Source organism: Noviherbaspirillum denitrificans (assembly GCF_002211445.1).
Lineage (GTDB): Bacteria > Pseudomonadota > Gammaproteobacteria > Burkholderiales > Burkholderiaceae_D > Noviherbaspirillum > Noviherbaspirillum denitrificans.
Genome location: NZ_LSTO01000001.1, coordinates 370,919 through 388,640, shown reverse-complemented (window position 1 = coordinate 388,640; position 17,722 = coordinate 370,919). Strand labels below are relative to the sequence as shown.

20 protein-coding genes are annotated in these 17,722 nt (G+C 64.8%); 13 read left to right on the top strand and 7 right to left on the bottom strand.

Going from position 1 to position 17,722, the window contains the following annotated elements:
• On the top strand, nt 1-691 hold a 691-nt coding region (locus tag AYR66_RS01915), incomplete at its 5' end, for a zinc-binding alcohol dehydrogenase family protein (protein ID WP_141104142.1).
• 1 nt (nt 692) lies between these two features.
• On the opposite strand, the gene AYR66_RS01910 is transcribed toward AYR66_RS01915, so the two are convergent.
• Nucleotides 693-1,589 (bottom strand): LysR family transcriptional regulator, encoded by an 897-nt coding sequence (locus AYR66_RS01910; RefSeq protein WP_206047021.1) that lies wholly within the window; start codon nt 1,587-1,589, stop codon nt 693-695.
• Nucleotides 1,590-1,706: 117 nt separating this feature from the next.
• Here AYR66_RS01910 and AYR66_RS01905 point away from each other — a divergent pair, with 117 nt between their 5' ends.
• The 4 genes from AYR66_RS01905 to AYR66_RS01890 all read left to right on the top strand — a co-directional run bounded on the left by AYR66_RS01905 (nt 1,707) and on the right by AYR66_RS01890 (nt 5,375).
• Nucleotides 1,707-2,243: a GNAT family N-acetyltransferase gene (locus AYR66_RS01905; RefSeq protein ID WP_088706108.1), complete on the top strand. Its 537-nt coding sequence runs from the start codon at nt 1,707-1,709 to the stop codon at nt 2,241-2,243.
• Nucleotides 2,244-2,331: 88 nt separating this feature from the next.
• Nucleotides 2,332-3,717: a cytochrome c oxidase accessory protein CcoG gene (gene ccoG / locus AYR66_RS01900; RefSeq protein ID WP_088706107.1), complete on the top strand. Its 1,386-nt coding sequence runs from the start codon at nt 2,332-2,334 to the stop codon at nt 3,715-3,717.
• A 2-nt stretch (nt 3,718-3,719) separates the two neighbouring features.
• Nucleotides 3,720-3,926, top strand: a complete 207-nt coding sequence (locus tag AYR66_RS01895) for a DUF2970 domain-containing protein (protein WP_088706106.1) — start codon at nt 3,720-3,722, stop codon at nt 3,924-3,926.
• 6 nt (nt 3,927-3,932) lie between these two features.
• A complete protein-coding gene (locus AYR66_RS01890; protein WP_088706105.1) occupies nt 3,933-5,375 on the top strand; it encodes an aminotransferase-like domain-containing protein in 1,443 nt (480 codons plus the stop codon).
• Between the two features lie 51 nt (nt 5,376-5,426).
• Here the strand turns inward: AYR66_RS01890 and AYR66_RS01885 are convergent, their stop codons facing one another.
• Nucleotides 5,427-7,865 carry a penicillin-binding protein 1A gene (locus AYR66_RS01885; protein WP_234814665.1) on the bottom strand — a complete coding sequence of 813 codons (2,439 nt, stop codon included), beginning with the start codon at nt 7,863-7,865 and terminating at the stop codon, nt 5,427-5,429.
• Between the two features lie 138 nt (nt 7,866-8,003).
• Between AYR66_RS01885 and AYR66_RS01880 the strand changes: the two genes are divergently transcribed.
• From AYR66_RS01880 to AYR66_RS01855, 6 genes are all read left to right on the top strand, one after another.
• Nucleotides 8,004-8,432 carry a hypothetical protein gene (locus tag AYR66_RS01880; protein WP_234814658.1) on the top strand — a complete coding sequence of 143 codons (429 nt, stop codon included), beginning with the start codon at nt 8,004-8,006 and terminating at the stop codon, nt 8,430-8,432.
• Complete coding sequence (locus AYR66_RS01875; RefSeq protein ID WP_088706104.1) at nt 8,433-8,693, top strand: DUF5985 family protein; 261 nt, start codon at nt 8,433-8,435, stop codon at nt 8,691-8,693.
• Between the two features lie 4 nt (nt 8,694-8,697).
• The gene (locus AYR66_RS01870) at nt 8,698-8,955 is read left to right on the top strand and encodes a DUF5985 family protein (RefSeq protein WP_088706103.1); all 258 of its coding nucleotides are present in this window, start codon (nt 8,698-8,700) and stop codon (nt 8,953-8,955) included.
• 112 nt (nt 8,956-9,067) lie between these two features.
• On the top strand, nt 9,068-9,421 hold the full coding sequence (locus AYR66_RS01865) for an STAS domain-containing protein (RefSeq protein ID WP_088706102.1): 354 nt from the start codon (nt 9,068-9,070) through the stop codon (nt 9,419-9,421).
• Nucleotides 9,418-10,386 (top strand): MBL fold metallo-hydrolase, encoded by a 969-nt coding sequence (locus tag AYR66_RS01860; protein ID WP_088706101.1) that lies wholly within the window; start codon nt 9,418-9,420, stop codon nt 10,384-10,386. The genes AYR66_RS01865 and AYR66_RS01860 overlap by 4 nt, the downstream gene beginning before the upstream one ends.
• Nucleotides 10,361-12,475 carry a SpoIIE family protein phosphatase gene (locus AYR66_RS01855; RefSeq protein ID WP_088706100.1) on the top strand — a complete coding sequence of 705 codons (2,115 nt, stop codon included), beginning with the start codon at nt 10,361-10,363 and terminating at the stop codon, nt 12,473-12,475. The genes AYR66_RS01860 and AYR66_RS01855 overlap by 26 nt, the downstream gene beginning before the upstream one ends.
• Here the strand turns inward: AYR66_RS01855 and AYR66_RS01850 are convergent.
• A complete protein-coding gene (locus AYR66_RS01850; protein ID WP_088706099.1) occupies nt 12,472-13,062 on the bottom strand; it encodes an OmpA family protein in 591 nt (196 codons plus the stop codon). The genes AYR66_RS01855 and AYR66_RS01850 overlap by 4 nt on opposite strands.
• A gap of 1 nt (nt 13,063) precedes the next feature.
• Nucleotides 13,064-13,528: a FecR family protein gene (locus tag AYR66_RS01845; protein WP_088706098.1), complete on the bottom strand. Its 465-nt coding sequence runs from the start codon at nt 13,526-13,528 to the stop codon at nt 13,064-13,066.
• Nucleotides 13,529-13,576: 48 nt separating this feature from the next.
• Here AYR66_RS01845 and AYR66_RS01840 point away from each other — a divergent pair, with 48 nt between their 5' ends.
• On the top strand, nt 13,577-13,996 hold the full coding sequence (locus AYR66_RS01840; protein WP_088706097.1) for an ATP-binding protein: 420 nt from the start codon (nt 13,577-13,579) through the stop codon (nt 13,994-13,996).
• On the opposite strand, the gene AYR66_RS01835 is transcribed toward AYR66_RS01840, so the two are convergent.
• A complete protein-coding gene (locus tag AYR66_RS01835; protein WP_088706096.1) occupies nt 13,983-15,698 on the bottom strand; it encodes a potassium channel family protein in 1,716 nt (571 codons plus the stop codon). The two genes, AYR66_RS01840 and AYR66_RS01835, sit on opposite strands and share 14 nt — an antisense overlap.
• On the bottom strand, nt 15,695-16,078 hold the full coding sequence (locus tag AYR66_RS01830) for a DUF6394 family protein (RefSeq protein ID WP_088706095.1): 384 nt from the start codon (nt 16,076-16,078) through the stop codon (nt 15,695-15,697). The genes AYR66_RS01835 and AYR66_RS01830 overlap by 4 nt, the downstream gene beginning before the upstream one ends.
• A 182-nt stretch (nt 16,079-16,260) precedes the next feature.
• On the opposite strand from AYR66_RS01830, the gene AYR66_RS01825 reads away from it, so the two are divergent.
• The gene (locus AYR66_RS01825; RefSeq protein ID WP_088706094.1) at nt 16,261-17,151 is read left to right on the top strand and encodes a hypothetical protein; all 891 of its coding nucleotides are present in this window, start codon (nt 16,261-16,263) and stop codon (nt 17,149-17,151) included.
• 42 nt (nt 17,152-17,193) lie between these two features.
• Here the strand turns inward: AYR66_RS01825 and AYR66_RS01820 are convergent.
• Nucleotides 17,194-17,722: NADPH-dependent FMN reductase (locus AYR66_RS01820; protein ID WP_088709549.1), on the bottom strand; the 529-nt coding region annotated here is incomplete at its 5' end.

Sequence of the window (17,722 nt, the reverse complement as noted above, 5' to 3'; positions counted from 1 at the left end):
CGCCGCGCCAATGCCGGCCTCGCTGTCGTTCGAACAGGCGGCCGCGCTGCCGTTGACGGCAATCACCGCCTGGGAAGCATTGTTCGACCGCCTGCGTGTTCCCTCACCGCCGCATGCGGTGCCGCGCAAGCGCCTGCTCGTGATCGGCGGCGCCGGTGGCGTGGGATCGGTCGCGGTACAACTTGCCGCGAAGGTGGCAGGACTGGAAGTGATCGCAACGGCCTCGCGTCCGTCATCCGTCGCATGGGTGCGCGAGCTCGGCGCGCACCATGTCATCGACCATTTCGGCGATATGCAGGCGCAGCTGAAGACGCTCGGTATCGAACAGGTCGATTACGTACTGATCCTGAACGATACCGACCGGCATTTCCCGGCGGCTGCCGCCATCGTCGCGCCGCAGGGCACGGTCTGCACCATCGTCGAGAACAAGGATGCGCTCGACGTCTCGTTGCTCAAGTCGAAGAGCGCGGGACTGGTGTGGGAATTCATGTTCACACGATCGATGTACGCGACGCCGGACATGGTGGAGCAGGGCAGGCTGCTCGAGGAGGTTGCGCGCCTGGTCGATACGGGCATCCTGCGCTCGACGGTCAGCGAGGTACTGTCACCGATCAATGCAGCCAATGTCCGCAAGGCACATGCGCTGCTTGAAGGCGGCCATGTCATCGGCAAGGTGGTGCTGAAAGACTGAGCTACCAATCGCTTTTCAGGTTGAACGCGGCGGCAATGAAATCCACGAAGGTGCGCACCTTCGCGGACAGGTGCTTGCGGCTGGGATACACGGCATAGAGACCCATGTCGGACGCCTTGTATTCCGGCAGCACCTCGACCAGCTTCCCCTGTCGCAGCTCCTCGCCGCAGAGGAACAGCGGCTGGCGCATCAGGCCGACGCCGCCGAGTGCGGCAAGCTTCACGATGTCGCCGTTGGTTGCGCGCAGGCTGCCCGACACCTTCACCGTGTGGTGCCCGTCGGGACCGTCCATTTTCCACTCGTCACCGGTGGCCGCGTAACTGTAGGTCAGGCAATTGTGCTGCGCCAGTTCGGCCGGCGTGCGCGGCGTGCCGTGACGCTGCAGGTATTCCGGCGAGCCGCAGATCACCACGCGGTCGGAAGCGAATTTGCGCGCCACCAGGCCGGATTCCGGCAGCGAGCCGATGCGTATCGCCAGGTCCAACCCTTCCTCCAGCAGGTCGACGCGGCGGTCGGCGACGAGGATGTCGACCTTCACGTCCGGGTACTGCTTCATGTAGTTCGAAATCACCGGCCCCATGTGCAGGATGCCGAAGGACACCGGCACCGTCAGGCGCAGCGTGCCGCGCGGCGTCTCGTTGAGGTGCAGCGCGCCTTCCTCGGCTTCGCTGATGTCGGCCAGGATCTGCACGCAGCGCTCGTAGTAGGTGGAGCCGGACTCGGTCAGTGTCAGCTTGCGCGTGGTGCGCTGGAGCAGGCGCGTGCCGAGGTGTTCCTCGAGGTGCGCGACATACTTCGAGGTCATCGCGCGCGACATGTCGAGGCGATCGGATGCCGCGGCGAAACTGCCGGTCTCGACCACCGCGACAAACACCTTCATGCTGGTTAGCGTATCCATTGCGTCCTGCCATCGACTGAGTGCATGCATCTTGCCACGGGTGAACAGCAGCGGCAATCTGGCTCGCGCGTATGCGGAGTGCTATGCTCAGACGACGACCACTCCTCCCACCCAACCATGCATCTGAATGCAGAAGGCTTGTGCATCCGTCCTTTTCGCGCCGGCGATGCAGAAGCATTTGCCGCCGCAGTCCGTGAATCTGTCGCTACCGTCGGCCAATGGCTGCCGTGGTGCCATTCTGCGTATGGCGCGAAGGAAGCGCGCGTCTGGATCGGCCAATGCGCGGTGCGGCTCAACATGGGCGTGTCCTACGACGTCGGCATCTTCACGGAGGATGACGAGACGCTGCTCGGCGGCGTGGCGATCAACCAGATCGACCATGTGCACAACGCCGGCAATGTCGGCTACTGGGTGCGTGAAAGCATGCAGCGGCGCGGCATCGGCACGCGTGCGGCACGCATGATCGCGAAGTACGGATTCGACACCTTGCGGCTGACACGGCTGGAAATCGTCGCCGCCGAGCACAACCATCCAAGCCGGGCGGTGGCGGAGCGGCTGGGAGCGCGGTTCGAATGCATCGCGCGCAACCGGCTGTTCGTGCGCGGCGCGCCGCTCGACGCGGCGGTGTATTCGCTGATTCCAGGCGACATCTGATACGGTATTTTCATCGCTTTCTGATTCTGTTTTCCTGCCTGGAAAACCGGGACAATCCGTACCTGACCCCTTCACCGACGAGCGTCCCATGTCCCAGGCACCGCAATCCGTATCCGTCATCCGGATGTACGCCCCGCGTACGCACATCTACGCACGCGAGGCCAAGGGCCGCTATGCGACCTGGCGCTGGGTCTGCGTCTGGCTCACGCAACTGGTGTTCTACGGCCTGCCATGGCTGCCTTGGAACGGGCGGCAGGCGGTTCTGTTCGACCTTGCCGCGCGCAAGTTTTATCTGTTCGGCATCGTGCTGTGGCCGCAGGACCTGATCTATCTCGCGGTGCTGCTGATCGTTGCCGCTTTCTCGCTGTTCCTGTTCACCGCGATCGCCGGGCGGGTGTGGTGCGGGTTCGCGTGCCCGCAAACGGTGTACACCGAAATCTTCATGTGGTTCGAACGCAAGGCCGAAGGCGAACGCAGCGCGCGCATGCGCCTCGACCGCCAGCCGTGGAACCTGGAGAAGGTCGCGCGCAAGTCGGCCAAGCATGGCGCATGGATTGCATTCGCGCTGTGGACCGGGTTCACCTTCGTCGGCTACTTCACGCCGGTGCGCACGCTTGCGGCGGAAACGGCGGCGCTGGCGCTCGGCCCGTGGCAAACCTTCTGGGTGCTGTTCTACAGCCTCGCCACCTACGGCAATGCCGGCTGGCTGCGCGAGCAGGTGTGCCGCACCATGTGCCCGTATGCACGCTTCCAGAGCGCGATGTTCGATGCCGATTCGCTGATCGTCAGCTATGACCGGCAGCGCGGCGAACCGCGCTCGTCCAAGGCAGCGAAGACAAGCGGCGCCTGCATCGACTGCTCGCTGTGCGTGCAGGTCTGTCCGACCGGCATCGACATCCGCAACGGCTTGCAGTACGACTGCATCGGCTGCGCGGCCTGCGTCGATGCCTGCGACTCGGTGATGGACAAGATCGGCGCGCCGCGCGGCCTGGTCCGCTTCACCACCGACAATGCCTTGCGCATCGGCCTATCCACTGGTGCCATCGCACGGCGTGTACTGCGTCCGCGAGTGCTTGTCTATTCAGGCCTGCTCCTGCTGGTGATCACTGCATTCTGGACGGCGCTGCTGAACCGCACGCCGCTGAAGATGGACGTGATCCGCGATCGCGGCGTGCTGGCCAGGGAAGTGGAGGACGGCATGATCGAGAACGTGTACCGGCTTCAGGTGATGAACACCAGCGAACAGCCGCGCCGCTACCGGCTGGCGGTGTCCGGCATCGATGGCATCCGCATCACGACGGCGGATGAAGTTCGCCTTGAAGCCACCGAGTCGCGCGCCGTGCCGGTCACCGTGCGCGTCCCGCACGGCAAGGGCAGTGCGGGTTCGAACAAGGTGGTTTTCACCCTCGAAGCGACTGATGATGCAGGTGTGCGCGTCGAAGAGAAAGCCATGTTCCACGTACCGAGGAATTGACCATGCCAACGAATGAAACGAAGAAGACGCGATCCTTCCTGTCCACCATGATCGCGGTCGCATGGTCCTTCATCGGCTTGCGGCGCAAGCGGGATTTCGACGAGGACGTCGGCGGCCTGAATCCGGTCTATGTGGTCGCGGGCGGATTGATCGGCACGGCAATCTTCATCGGGATATTGCTTACAATCGTGAACATGGTGACCGCCTGACACGGAATGAAACGCTACGAATCCCTTGCCGAAGAAATCGCCCAGTCGATCCGCACCGGCGTGCTCAAGCCGGGCGACCGGCTGCCTTCGGTCAGGCAGGCCAGCGCAAGCCGCGGCGTCAGTCCGTCCACGGTGTTCGAGGCCTACTACCTGCTCGAAGCGCGCAGCCTGATCCGCGCACGCGACCGCTCGGGCTACTACGTGATCGCCGGCACCAAGGTCTTGCCGCCGGAGCCGGAACTGCCGTCGCATCCGTCGGATGAATCGGCGCCGGTCGATGTCAGCGAACTCGTGTTCGAGGTGCTGGAATCGATCAAGACGCGCGATGTCGTGCCCCTCGGTTCGGCCTTCCCCAGCCCGCTGCTGTTCCCGCTGCCGCGGCTGGCGAAATCGATGGCCGCCAGCGTGCAGGACATGGACCCGTGGAGCACCGTTGACGATCTCACGCCCGGCAATGCGGCGCTGCGTCGGCAGATCGCGCTGCGCTACCTCGCCGACGGCATGCATGTACATCCGGACGACATCGTCATCACCAACGGCGCGCTCGACGCCCTCAACCTCTGCCTGCAAGCCGTTACCCGTCCGGGCGACAGCGTGGTGATCGAATCCCCGGCGTTCTATGCGGCGCTGCAGGCGCTGGAGCGCTTCGGCCTGAACGCGATCGAAGTCCCTACCCATCCGCGCGACGGCGTCGACCTCGATGCGCTCGCCCGCGCACTGACGCGGCACAAGCCGAAGGCCTGCTGGATGATGACCAACTTCCAGAACCCGCTTGGCAGCACCATGCCCGACGAAAAGAAGCAGGCGCTGGTCAACCTGCTGGCCGCGCATGAGGTGCCGCTGATCGAGGACGATGTGTACGGCGAACTGTACTTCGGCAGCAAGCGGCCCGCGCCGGCGAAGGCCTTCGATACGCAGGGCCTGGTCATGCATTGTTCATCCTTTTCGAAGTGCCTCGCGCCGGGTTACCGCATCGGCTGGGCGGTGCCCGGCCGTTATGCCAAGGATGTCGCGCGGCTCAAGCTGACGACCACGCTCTCGGCGTCGGCACCGGCACAGGCGGCGCTGGCGGATTACCTCGCCAAGGGTGGCTACGACAAACACTTGCGGCAACTGCGGCATGCGCTGTCGGTGCAGCAGAGCGCGATGATGCAGGCGGTGGTACGGCACTTCCCGCGCGGTACGAAGTCGACGCGGCCGGGCGGCGGCTATTTCCTGTGGATCGAATTGCCGGGGAACGTGGATACGCTTGAAATCCACCGGCAGGCGCTGGCGCAGGGGATCAGCGTTGCGCCGGGGCCGATGTTTTCAGCCAAGCGCGGGTTCCGGAACTGCCTGCGCATCAACTACGGCCATGCGTGGACGGCGAAGACCGAGGAGGCGCTGGTGACGCTGGGGAGGTTGATTGCGGCGAATGGCAAGATGAATTTGATGGATAAAGAACCGTAGGGTGGGTAGAGCGCAGCGAAACCCACCATGCGAATTCAAGTGCCCGCGCCATCAGTGCGTCATATCGGGATACGCAGTCGCGCCCCCCGACAATCCACTTCCACGGCCTCCCGAGTCGCCGCTGTTCTCCATCCCGCTGAGAAAGCGCCCCAGTTCATCCGCCGCGCCGCGTTCGATCGTCCGCGTGCCGTCCGGCCCGACCACCACGGCTGTGCTGCTGCCCTCCCGCGTAATCACCCCATACCCTGACGGCACCGTCTCCAGTTCTTCCACGGGTGCCGGCGCCTTCACGATCACGGGCGGCGGGCGCTTGGGTTGCGGGAACTTTGCCTTCGTATCGATCAGTTTCGACTTCAGCGTGCCACGGAAGAAATCGCCCACCAGCAGGATGGCGTTGTGTCCGCCCTGGCCCCAGTAATCGCTGCGCATGGTCACGCGCGAATCGTTGAAGCCGACCCACGCGCCGGCCACGAGGCGCGGGTGCATGAGGATGAACCAGCCGTCGGTGTTGTTCTGCGTGGTGCCGGTCTTGCCGGCGATGTCGGCGGAGATGTTGAAGCGGTTGCGGACTTCGGTGCCGGTGCCGCGCCGGACCACACCGCGCATCATGTCGATCAGTTCGACCGCGGTTTCTTCCGACATTGCGCGCTGCGGTTCGGCCTCGAATTCGGCCAGCACCTTGCCGTCGCGGTCGGTGATCTTGCGGATGAAGACAGGCTTGCGGTATTCGCCGGTCTTCGCGATGGTGGAATAGGCGGACACCATTTCGAGCAGGGTGACGGGACTGGTGCCGAGCGACAGCGAAGGCACCGGGTCGAGGCGGCTGTTGGTGATGCCGGTGGCGCGCGCCAGGTCGATCACGTGTTCCAGGCCGACATCCTGCATCACTTGCGCGGTGATGGTGTTCTTGGAGTAGATCAGTCCTTCGCGCATGCTCATCATGCGGCCGCTGAAGCCTGACATGTCGGTCGGGCGCCAGATGCTGCCGTCGCGGGCGCGGATTTCGACCTGACCGTCGGGGTAGATGCGGTCGGGCGCGAAGCCCTGTTCGAGCGCGGCGCCGTAGACGATGGGCTTGAAGGTGGAACCGGGCTGGCGTTCGGCCTGCGCGACGTGGTCGAACTGGTCGCGCTGGAAATCGCGGCTGCCGATCCAGGCCTTGACCTCGCCGGTTTGCGGGTCCATTGCGACGAAGCCGGCTTCGAGGCGCGTCTTGTAATCGCGCAGGCGCGCCATGAAATCGGCATTCGCCTTCAGCTTCGCCAGTGCCGCGCGCTCGGACTGGCCGGCGGCGAGCGCCTTCTTGTATTCCGGCGTCTCGCGCACGAAGGCGTCGATCAGGTCGGAACGTGCATGCCAGAAATGGCGGAAGGGTTCGACCTTCTTGCGCAGCGCCCCATAGGCGGCCGGCGTGTGCGACGCCACACGTTCCGTGCTGCGGCCCCATTCGACATCGGCAATATCCTGCAATACCTGCGACTGCCGCGCGACGGCCTCGGCCGCTTCTTCCTGCAAGTCGTCGTCGAGCGTGCTGTACACCACCAAGCCGTCGGTATAGAGGTTGTAGTCGTTGGCGTCGGCCCACTCGACCAGCAGGCGGCGCACATGGGCGGCGAAGTGCGGCGCGATGTTGCCGAGCGGATCGGGCTGGCGCTTGAGCGTAACCTGCAGCGGCTGTTCGCGCAGCGCGAGGTAGACCTCTTCCTGCAGCATGCCGCGCTTGACCATCTGCGCGAGCACCACATTGCGGCGCTTGCGCGCGCGGTCGGGGTTGAGGATGGGGTTGTAGTAACTCGTACCCTTGAGCATGCCGACCAATGTGGCGCTTTCGAGCACGTCGAGGTCGGCGGCGGACTTGTCGTAATAGGTGCGCGCGGCCATCTCGATGCCGACCACGTTGTACAGGAAAGGCACCGTGTTGAGGTAGGTCTCGAGTATCTGTTCCTTGGTGTAGGCCTTTTCGATCTTGAGCGCGGTGACGATCTCGCGGATCTTGCGGTCGACGGTGCGCGCGCGGCCGATTTCCTCGGGAAACATGTTGCGCACGAGTTGCTGGGTGATGGTCGACCCGCCCTGCGCATCGCCCCGCAGCGTCTGCCACACCGCCGACGCGGTGCGGGTGAGGTCGACGCCGCGGTGTTCGAAGAAGCGATGGTCTTCGGTGGCCACGAGGGCGCGAATGGCATAAGGAGAAATCTGGTCCAGCGTCACCTGTTCCTGCTGCCCGCGGCTGAAGGTGGCGAGATGGGTGCCGTCAGCGGAAAGCAGGACGCTGGGCTGGGCATGGCGCGCCTGCAGCAGGGCTTCGACGCTGGGCGTGAGCGGCACGATCTTCGCCAGGTAGGACGTGGCGTAATAGAGAGCCGCGGCGAGGCCGGCGGTGGCGAAGACGAAGGTGTACAGGAAGGCGCGCAGGAGGAAGCGCAGGATGGAACGGCTTGCGGCAGGGGCCTTCTCCGGAGGATGGTCGTGCGGATTCTTGTTGTCCACGTGTGAACTCATTTCTGTTGAGTCAGCGTTGGACAAGATGGCAAGAACTTGGTTTTGCATGCCGGCCAAACCCGCCGGTTTGAGAAAAATCAACATGCATGGTTGCCGCAGGGGACGATGCCGGCGTGCACCCTTATCATGCGCTTTCTTCCAAGCATTACCCGCACGACCACCATGGCAGGCAGTTCCATCATTGCCGACGACATCAGGCGCTTTATCCTGACCAGCATTCCTTCCGTGCCCTTCCTCGAAGCCATGCTTCTGCTGCGCAACGAGACCGGCGTCGCGTGGGACAGCACGCATTTGGCAAAGCGGCTGTACCTGTCCGACAAAGCGGCAACGACATTGCTGGCGGAACTGCACGCGGCCGGGATTGCAGCACCCAATGCGCGCACAGAAGGCGGCTACTGTTTCCATCCGGCGTCGGAAGCGCTGGCAGACATCATCGGCAAGGTCGCCAGCGCCTATGCGGCGCACCTGGTCGAAGTCACCCATCTCATCCACTCCAGGAGCGGCAAGCGGGCAGTGCAGTTTGCCGATGCCTTCAAATGGCGAAAGGAATCCTGAATGGCTCCCCTCATCTACGCGCTATGTGCGCTGACGTCGCTGCTGTGCGCGTGCCTGCTGCTGCGCGGCTACCGCCGCAACGGCCATCGCCTGCTGCTGTGGAGCGGCATCTGCTTTGCCGGGATGACGGTCAACAATGTGCTGCTGATCCTCGACCGCGTGGTATTCCCGGATTCGGTCGACCTGATGACCCTGCGCCTGGCATCCGCGCTGGCGGCACTCTTGCCGCTGCTGTATGGCCTGATCTGGGAAGAGGAGTAAGGCGATGAACAACCTGCTGCTCGGCGCGATCGCGATGGGCTCGATGGTGGCGGCGCTGTTCTTCCTGCGCTTCTGGCGCAGCACGGGGGACAGGTTCTTCCTGTTCTTTGCCTTGTCGTTCTTCATTGAGGGGATCAATCGCGCGGTGCTGGGGCCGGCGGCGCAGACGACGCTGGACGAATCTCCAGCGTATTACCTGGTGCGGCTGCTGTCGTACGGGCTCATCCTGTGCGCGATCCTGGACAAGAACAGGCCGCGCTAGAAATTGTCATCTGCGTCTCCGGGCACACCGCACTGCACAATTGAAATTCAGAAAATTTCCTTTCCGACATTTGCTACACTGAATTTTCGACACCGATTGTGCGGGCTCTACCATGGACCTACTTTTCCGCGAGGAAGGCAGCGCTGTCATCCTCTGCCCTACGGGGCGCATCGACCATACCCATGCCGATGCGTTCCGAGAGGGACTTGAGCCGCATGTGAGTGCTTGCACGCGCAATGGGAAGGCCCTGGTCCTCGACTTTTCCGGCGTGACCTTCATCAGCAGCATCGGCCTGCGCGCGCTCATGATCGCGGTGAAGCAGGTCAAGGCGCAGGGCGGCCGCATGATGATTGCCGCGCTGACGCCGCTGGTGGCGGAAGTGTTCCAGATCAGCCGCTTCGACCTGCTGTTCGAGATCCATCCGACCGTGGAGGCGGCGCTGGCGGCAGCGGGAGGCGCATCGTGAAAGCCCGCATCTGGGGTTCGCGCGGCTCGTTGCCCGTCGCACTCACCCACCGCCACATCCGCGCCAAGCTGGTCGCCGCGCTGGAAGGCGCGATCGGGCGTAACCTCGACAGCAGCGAGAAAATCGCGCATTACGTGGACTACGAACTGGGCTTTGATGTCCGCTCCACCTTCGGCGGCAATTCCAGCTGCGTGGAAGTGGAGGTCTGGGACCCGGACACCAGCAACGAACATGTGCTGCTCGACCTCGGCAGCGGTGTGCGGCCCTTCGGCAACGCGATGATGGCGCGCTACGGCGCCGGCAAGCCGCAGACCTACCATGTGTTCATGTCCCACCTGCACTGGGACCACATCATGGGATTCCCCTTCTTCACGCCGGCCTACATTCCCGGCAACCGCATCGTCATCCACGGCTGCCACGACACGCTGGAAACCGCGCTGCGCCGGCAGCAGGAACCGATCAGCTTCCCGGTTTCCTTCGACCAGCTGGGCGCGACCATCGAGTTCGATATCATGAAACCCGGCGTGCCGGTCGAGATCAACGGCCTGCGCGTCACCGCCAAGCTGCAGCTGCACCACGGCGATTCCTACGGCTACCGGCTGGAGCACAACGGCCGGTCCATGGTCTACAGCACGGATTCCGAGCACAAGCTCGACCAGCCGGAAGAGCGGGAAAACTTCGTGCGTTTCTTCCGCGATGCCGACCTGGTGATCTTCGACGCCATGTATTCGCTGGCCGACGCGGTGTCGGTCAAGGCCGACTGGGGGCATTCGAGCAACGTGGTCGGGGTCGACCTGTGCCAGGCGGCCAGGGCGAAGCGGCTCTGCCTGTTCCATCACGAACCCATCTTCGAAGACGCCCGGATCGCCAGCGTGCTGGCCGAGACGCGGCGCTACGCGGAAATCACCGGCGAAGCGCCGCTCGAAATCGTGTCGGCCTATGACGGCATGGAAATCGACATCTGACACCCTGCAGCGGCTGCGCGAACGTCAGGGACGGATCTTCGGCCTGGTGCTGCTTGCGCTGATGACGGTGGTCATGGCGCTGCGCCTCGAGGGCCCGCTGCCGGCGATGCGGCTTGCGCTGTTTGATGCCTGGCAGGTACTGATGCCGCGCGAGCGCCTGTCCGGCCCGGTGCAGATCGTCGCCATCGACGAAGCCGCGCTCAAGGAATTCGGCCAGTGGCCGTGGCCGCGCACGCGGCTCGCGGGCCTGCTCGAGCGCATCGCCGCGCACCAGCCGCTCGCAGTCGGGCTGGACATCATCATGCCCGAGCACGACACCAGTTCCCCGGAAGCCATCGCCGCCGCGCTCGGCCCCGAGCAGGCGGCATTGCGGGATGCGCTCAAGCGCCTGCCATCCCACGACGCCGTCCTCGGCGCGGCGATGCGGCGCGTGCCCATCGTGCTCGGCACCGCCGGCTTCGATGTTCCGGCGGCCGGCACCACCGGCGCGCTGCGGCTGTGGCCGGTGCATGTGCGCGGCGGCGACGCGCTGGCGCACGTGCGGCGCTTCCCGCAGGCGCTCGCCAGCCTGCCCGCGCTGCAGGCAGAGGCGAAAGGGCAGGCGCTGCTGTCGGCCGACCTGGAAAAGGGTGTCATACGCCGCGTACCGCTGGTCGGCGCCATCGGCGATACGCTGGTGCCGGCCATGTCGATGGAATTGCTGCGGGTGGCGACGGACACCTCGGCGGTGGAACTCGTGCTCGACCACAACGGCGTCAACAACGTGGCCGTCGGCGACCTGCACGTGCCGGTGCAGACGGATGGTGCGGTATGGGTGCACTTCTCGCGCCCGGCGCCTGGACGCTACCTGTCCGCCTTCGACCTGATGCGCGGCAATGCCGATGCCACAGCGCTGCAGGACAAGGTGGTGCTCGTCGCGCTGACCGGCCTCGGGCTGATGGATTACAAGACCAATGCGCGCGGCGATTTCCTGCCCGGCGTGGATGTGCATGCGCAGCTGATCGAGAGTTTTTTCGACGGCCGTTTCCTGCAGCGGCCTGTATGGATGCAAGCCGCCGAGATGGCCGTGCTGATCGCCTGCGGACTGCTGCTGATCTGGCTGGTGCCGTGGCTCGGCCCGCGCTTCGCGCCGCTGCCTGCGCTCGCGATGATGCTGGCGCTGTTCGGTGGAAGCGCACTACTGTTTTCCAAGGCAGGGATGCTGTTCGACGCCGCGACGCTGTTCTGCGCGGTGGCGGTGCTCTTCTTCAGCCTCTTCGGCAGCATGCTGCTGGCGGAAGCACGCGAGCGCCTGGAAAGCGAACGCACGCTTCACGCAGTGCGCGAGTCGGCCGCGCGGGTGGCCGGTGAACTCGACGCAGCGCGCCGTATCCAGATGGCGACGCTGCCTGCGGCCGCCACCGCCTTCCCGGGCGAAACCCGCTTCGCGCTCGACGCCCTGCTGGAACCTGCGCGCGAAGTCAGCGGCGACCTGTACGACTTTTTCATGCTCGACGGCCGCCGCCTGTTCTTCCTGGTCGGCGACGTGTCAGGCAAGGGCTTGCCGGCCAGCCTGTTCATGGTGGTGGCGAAGGCGCTGTCGAAGAGCATCGCGCTGCGCGCCGAGGACGACGTCGCCGCCATCCTCAGCCGCGCCAACCGCGAACTCGCCCGCGAAAATCCGGAAATGCTGTTCGTCACCGGTATTGCCGGCGTGCTCGATGTGGACACCGGCGAGCTGGCCTTGTGCAACGCCGGACACGACGCGCCGCGCCGCCTGCTGCCGGACGGCAGTATCGAACACCTGCCCGGCGCCGACGGACCTCCGCTGTGCGTGATCGAGGATTTCGACTATCCGGTGCAGCGCTATCAAATGCAGCCGGGCGAATGCCTGTGCCTGACCACGGACGGCATCACCGAGGCGATGAATGCGGATGGCGTGCTGTACGGCAGTGAACGGCTGGATGAGTTGTTACGCGCCGTCAGCAAGCGTGGCACGGTGACGCCTGCCGTGGTGGTGCAGGCGGTGCGCGAAAACGTTCGCGCACATGTGGGGGATGCCGACGCGTCGGATGACCTGACGCTGATGGTGTTGCAGTGGAAGCCTTAGCGCACCCGGATCTCGACGCGCCGGTTCTTTGGCTCGTCCACTTCATCCGCCGTCTTCACCAGCGGCTCGCGCTCGCCGCGCCCGGCGGTGACGATGCGTTCGGCGGGAATGCCGGCCTCGACCAGCACCCTGCGCATCGCTTCGGCGCGCCGGAGCGACAACGCATCATTGAATTCCACGGTGCCGACGCGATCGGTGTGGCCGACCACGATGATTTCCGGCGCCGCATGCTGTGTCAGTTCATCCTTGATGCGCGCCAGCAGCGGCATCGATTCCGGAACAAGGGTTTCGGTGCCGGTCTCGAAGTAGAGCGTGAAGGAAGCCGCTTTCGGCGGCAGCGCAGCCAGGGTCGAACCATAACGCTCCTTGACCGACGCCGCTTCTTCCTGCCGCGCGGAGACCGTACCGCGGCCGGTAATGCCGGCGACCTGGTAAGGCGTGTCGATCACGGTTTCGCCCTGCGCGGTCTTGACCACGACGGCGCTTGGCGTGCCGTCCTCGTTGGGCAGCAAAATGACGCGTTCGCGCGGCATTGTCTGCGAGATGATCATGGCGCCGAAGGCGATGACGGCAAGGATGACACCCATGTCATTCCCCCCCTTCGCCGGCGTCGATCACGAATTCGGTGCCGCGCACGCCGAGGATGGCGCTGGGGGTGTTGAACTGCACCGCGTTCGGCGACTGCTTCGACAGCTTCCCCGAAATGACGCCCAGCGTGCCGCGCTTGACCGTGGCCTGCAGGGTGCCCTGGTGGCTGGTGGAGTCGAAGGCGAACTTGTCCAGGGACATGGTGCTGTTGGGGCCGACCGAGAGCATGGTGTCGTCGCGCAGCGTGATGCCGACGCTGCCGTCGGCGGCGGTGATGATGCGGTCGTTGCTGAACAGCTTGTCGCCGGGTTGCGCAGCGGTCTTCTTGCCTTCGCGCTCGACATGCGCCGTGCCCTTGGCACGCTTGACCATGCCGGCGGGCAATTCTTCAGCGGAGGCGTTCAGGGGCAGGGCGACCAGCCCCGGCAGGAGCAGCAAGGCTGCGGCAATATTGCGGTATGGCATTGTTTTTCTCCCCTATCGCACGGAGGCTTGGAAGCATAATATGCCAGTATGGAACCAACAGGAAACAGTTTCCACGGACACAGCGCGCGCTTCGACGCCTGCCTGAATGCAGTGCCTGTAGCAGTGGAGTTCGTGCATGCGGCCCTGCGCGAAGCGGGCGTGCCGCCGGAACGCATCGCGCGCTGCGACCTGGTGGTGGAGGAGTTGTTCCGCAACAGCGTGCTGCACGGTTACGGCGGTGACAGCGGGGCGCCGGTGTGGATCGGCGTGGAGAATGCATGCATCCGCTATGAAGACGAGGCGCCGGCTTTCGACCCACTAACCGCGCCCCTGGCCGATGACGGCGCGGTGCGCCCGATCGAGGAACACCGCGTGGGCGGCGTCGGCCTGATGCTGATCCGCGAGTTGCCCGCGCAAGTCGAATACCGCTACCTCGACGGCCGCAACCGGCTCGTCATTGTTCCCTGACGGCCGCCTCGTCCTTCTTTCCGAAGAGCGCCCGCCATACCCATCCGCCACGCAGGTCGCGCCCGGTCATCACATAGTCGAGCGCATTCGCATTCTTGAGCGTGAGGTCCGTTACCGAACGCACCTCGCGCTTGCCGGCGAGGAGCAGCGCGTCGCCTTCGCGCAGCGTGAAGTCGTCGTTCGGCAGCAGGAAGGCCTGTCCATCGCGATCCACCATCAACACCACGCCCTGCAGCGCGGCGTCGCGATCAGCGTTGTCGCGCATGACATCGCCGACGGTCATCGGCAAGCCGCCCTGCAATGCCTTGTGCACCGCTGGCGCTGTACCCGGCGTGAGGCGAATATCCCAGACCAGCGGCACTTCCCCGTCGCAGATCGCTTCGAGGTGCATTGCCAGCGTCTTGCACCAGCTTTCCCTGGCCTCGCGCACGGATTTAAGGAAGCGCGCCAGCAGCGGCGTGGTGAGGACGGAGATGCACTCCTGCGCCACCACCCGCGTGTGCACCATGCTGAAGTCGGCGCGGAAGGTGTCGAACAGCAGGTCGTTGGCCGCCTGGTTCTGGCGCGCCACCACGTACAGCTTTGGGTTGAGCTGCTTGGCCATCATCGCGATGGACAGGTTGGCGACGTCGTTGTTGCTGCCGGCGACGATGCCGCAGGCTTCCATCACGCCGGCCTCGTGCAGCACGCCCGCCTCCGTGCCGGAGCCGACGATGAGGCGGCCGTCCTGCGGGCCGTCGCCGTCCGGATCGACGATGGTCAGGTCGATCCCGGGCAGGGTCATGTAACGCGACACCGCCTGGCCGAAATGTCCGTAGCCGCACACGATCCACTTGCCGCGCGGCGGGCGGTGGACAGCGGGCAGCGGCGAGCCGGGCAGGCCGGTCAGCACTTCGATCAGGCGATAGGCTTCCGGCGCCGATACGGCGAGCGCGAGGTATTCGGCGAAGCGTTCGTAGGCATTGACGATATGGTGTGTGCCGAAGGAGCGCATGTTGGCGGCCACCGCCGGATTGCGCACGCGTGTGAGCACCTGCACTTCGGGATTGAGCAGCCGCACGTTGATGGCGATCGCGAGGTTGCATTCGTCGTCGTTGGTCACTGCCAGCACCCCGCGGCATTGCGCGTGGCGCACGCCGGCCATGAGGAGGTTGACCGACAGCCGCGCATCTGCAGCCAGCGCGGGGTCGTTGGTCTTGAAGTCTTCCAGGTCCAGCTCTTCGATGCGCTGGGTGTCCTTGTCGAGGATCACGAAGTCGAAGCCCATCAGGTCGAGCGCGCGGCAGATCAGGCTGCCGGTTTCGCCGCAGCCGCAGACGAGGTAGAACGGCGTCTGGATGCGCGCCACACGGCGCGCGAAACGCGAGGCGACCAGTGTTTGCTGGAAGGATTTGTCCTGCAGCAGCGCGAGCAGGGTCAGGATGGAATACGACCAGCCGATGACGGTGATGTAGATGCACAGCGTCACCCACATCCGCTGCGCGTCGGAGAACGCATTCGGGATCTCGCCGAAGCCGATGGTGGTCGCGGTATAGCTGATGAAGTAGAACGCGTGGAAGAAGCTCATCGGCGGCGCCGCTGTGCCGTCGGCATTCACGCCGGGCACCAGCGTCAGGCCGAGCACCGCGACCGCGTAGAACACGATCAGTGCGATCAGCGGCGCGCGCATGCGCCGCAGCACCAGGAAGAAGACGCTGTTCATCTGCGCATCATTACCGTTTCGACGATCAGGATGATGACGGAGATGATGTTGGCCAGCAGCGCGCCGCCTGACAGCGACACCACGCTCGCGGTGATGTGCGGCGTCATGCCGGTGCCGGTGACATGTTCCGCGACGGCCCAGGTGACGGCGGCGGCGATCAGCTGCATGTCGGCCACCAGGCTGGTCGACAGGTGCACCGCGCCGATCTGCGTGCGGTCGCCGAACTTGAGCACGGTGGCGATCATGTTGACGACGATGGCGGCGAACAGCTCGTAGACGTTGTGCAGCTCGGGGCGGTCGATGTCGCCGATGAAGAAGCCGAAATTGAGCGTTGCAGCGAAGACAATGAAGAACGCGAAGACGACTTTTTCCAGATTCATGGCTTTCCTTTTCTTGTTGTGCGGAGCGATGGCGTAATGATACAGAGGCGGGCCAAACCTTCTTTGCACAGCGCATCTTCTCCTTCGAAAGAGTTGAACTCCGTCAAGTTTCCCCGGACTAAGGTGCTTGAGTCGCACGCGCGCAGGTGCGCGGCGAAATAATCCAACCGGGAGGACGATCCATGCAAGTCAGACATTTTTTCACCGCGCTCCTGTTCGCGTTCGGCATCGGCCAGTTCGCACTTGCCGAAGAGCCGGCTCAGGCGGACGCGCAACAACCGGTGCAACAGGCGCCGGCCGTCCAGGAACAGGCCGCGACCGGGGAAAAGCCTGTCGCGAAGGCCGAGGCGGCGCCGGTGCAAGCGACCGCTCCTGCCAAGGCAGAAGCGACACCTGTGACCGCTCCTTCTCCGGTCCCATCCTTCATCCATGACATCAAGCTGACCGACGTCCTGCTCGCGATCTTCGCCGGCATGCTGGTGCTGCTCGGCCGCGACCTTGCACGACGCACGCGCGACGCCGCAACCGTCGCGCGCGACAGTGCCGCCGTCGCCGAAAAGAGCGCGCGTGTGGCGGAAGACGCACTGATTGCCGGCCAGCGCGCCTTCATGTTCATCCGCGAGATCAAGACGTACCTGCACCAGGACCCGGACACCGGTGGCTTCCACTGGACCATCCACCCGATCTGGGCCAACAGTGGCAACACGCCCACGCGTGGTCTGGCGATCAACACCACTTACCGTCTGCTGGATGCGCCGCTGCCGAAGGATTTCGAGTTCCCCGCGTCGCAGGATGCGCCGGTCCCCACCATCGCCGGCCCGCGCAGCATGGTCGAGGCAGTCTCGGGCAGCATTAGCGCCGACGACCTCGCGGCGGTGAAGGAAGGACGCAAGTTCTTCTACATCTGGGGCTGGGCCGAGTACCACGACATCTTCGAAGGCACGAAGAAGCGCGTCACCCGTTTCTGCAACCAGCTGATCGAGATCGACGGCAATCCGGCGTCGCCGGTCGATGCGCACGCGCCGCTACAGATGATGTTCGGCTTCCATGCCGAGAACAATTACGCGGATTAAGCATGCGGCAGGGAAGGGCGGGCAGCGATGCCCGCCCTTTTTTCATGCGCGCACGAAGGCGGTGAACCCTTCGACGAAACGCTTGAGCTGCTCCTGCATCGCGGGATCGCTCATCTGCCCCTTGTCGTCGAACACGTTCTGCGCGCGCGACACCATCAGCCGCCCTTCGAACCACGGTCGTGTTCCCAGCGTGCGCAGCACGGGCAGCCACGCGTTCTGGCTGAGGATGGTGCCGAAGCCGCCGGGCGACGCGCCCATCACGGCCACCGGCTTGCCGCCGAAAACACGCTGGATGTCGTTCGGCGGGCGCGACAGCCAGTCGATCGCATTCTTCAACACGCCGGGCATGGAGTTGTTGTATTCCGGCGTGGCAATGAGCAGCCCGTCCGCATCGGCGATCGCATCCTTCAGCGCGGTTACTGCCGCCGGGATGCCCTCCGACGACTCGAGGTCCGCATCGTAGAGCGGGATGCCGCGGATGTCGCCGATCACGAGCCGCGTGCCTTCCGGCATCATGCCCGCCGCCGCGCGCAGCAGCGAGGTGTTGTAGGAAGCCTTGCGCAGGCTGCCG

Excerpts from the sequence above, each read along its gene's own strand:
- AYR66_RS01910 (WP_206047021.1), bottom strand. The coding sequence starts at position 1,589 with ATGGATACGCTAACCAGCATGAAGGTGTTTGTCGCGGTGGTCGAGACC.
- AYR66_RS01905 (WP_088706108.1), top strand. The coding sequence starts at position 1,707 with ATGCATCTGAATGCAGAAGGCTTGTGCATCCGTCCTTTTCGCGCCGGC.
- ccoG (WP_088706107.1), top strand. The coding sequence starts at position 2,332 with ATGTCCCAGGCACCGCAATCCGTATCCGTCATCCGGATGTACGCCCCG.
- AYR66_RS01895 (WP_088706106.1), top strand. The coding sequence starts at position 3,720 with ATGCCAACGAATGAAACGAAGAAGACGCGATCCTTCCTGTCCACCATG.
- AYR66_RS01890 (WP_088706105.1), top strand. The coding sequence starts at position 3,933 with ATGAAACGCTACGAATCCCTTGCCGAAGAAATCGCCCAGTCGATCCGC.
- AYR66_RS01880 (WP_234814658.1), top strand. The coding sequence starts at position 8,004 with ATGCGCTTTCTTCCAAGCATTACCCGCACGACCACCATGGCAGGCAGT.
- AYR66_RS01875 (WP_088706104.1), top strand. The coding sequence starts at position 8,433 with ATGGCTCCCCTCATCTACGCGCTATGTGCGCTGACGTCGCTGCTGTGC.
- AYR66_RS01870 (WP_088706103.1), top strand. The coding sequence starts at position 8,698 with ATGAACAACCTGCTGCTCGGCGCGATCGCGATGGGCTCGATGGTGGCG.
- AYR66_RS01865 (WP_088706102.1), top strand. The coding sequence starts at position 9,068 with ATGGACCTACTTTTCCGCGAGGAAGGCAGCGCTGTCATCCTCTGCCCT.
- AYR66_RS01855 (WP_088706100.1), top strand. The coding sequence starts at position 10,361 with ATGACGGCATGGAAATCGACATCTGACACCCTGCAGCGGCTGCGCGAA.
- AYR66_RS01850 (WP_088706099.1), bottom strand. The coding sequence starts at position 13,062 with ATGGGTGTCATCCTTGCCGTCATCGCCTTCGGCGCCATGATCATCTCG.
- AYR66_RS01845 (WP_088706098.1), bottom strand. The coding sequence starts at position 13,528 with ATGCCATACCGCAATATTGCCGCAGCCTTGCTGCTCCTGCCGGGGCTG.
- AYR66_RS01840 (WP_088706097.1), top strand. The coding sequence starts at position 13,577 with ATGGAACCAACAGGAAACAGTTTCCACGGACACAGCGCGCGCTTCGAC.
- AYR66_RS01835 (WP_088706096.1), bottom strand. The coding sequence starts at position 15,698 with ATGAACAGCGTCTTCTTCCTGGTGCTGCGGCGCATGCGCGCGCCGCTG.
- AYR66_RS01830 (WP_088706095.1), bottom strand. The coding sequence starts at position 16,078 with ATGAATCTGGAAAAAGTCGTCTTCGCGTTCTTCATTGTCTTCGCTGCA.
- AYR66_RS01825 (WP_088706094.1), top strand. The coding sequence starts at position 16,261 with ATGCAAGTCAGACATTTTTTCACCGCGCTCCTGTTCGCGTTCGGCATC.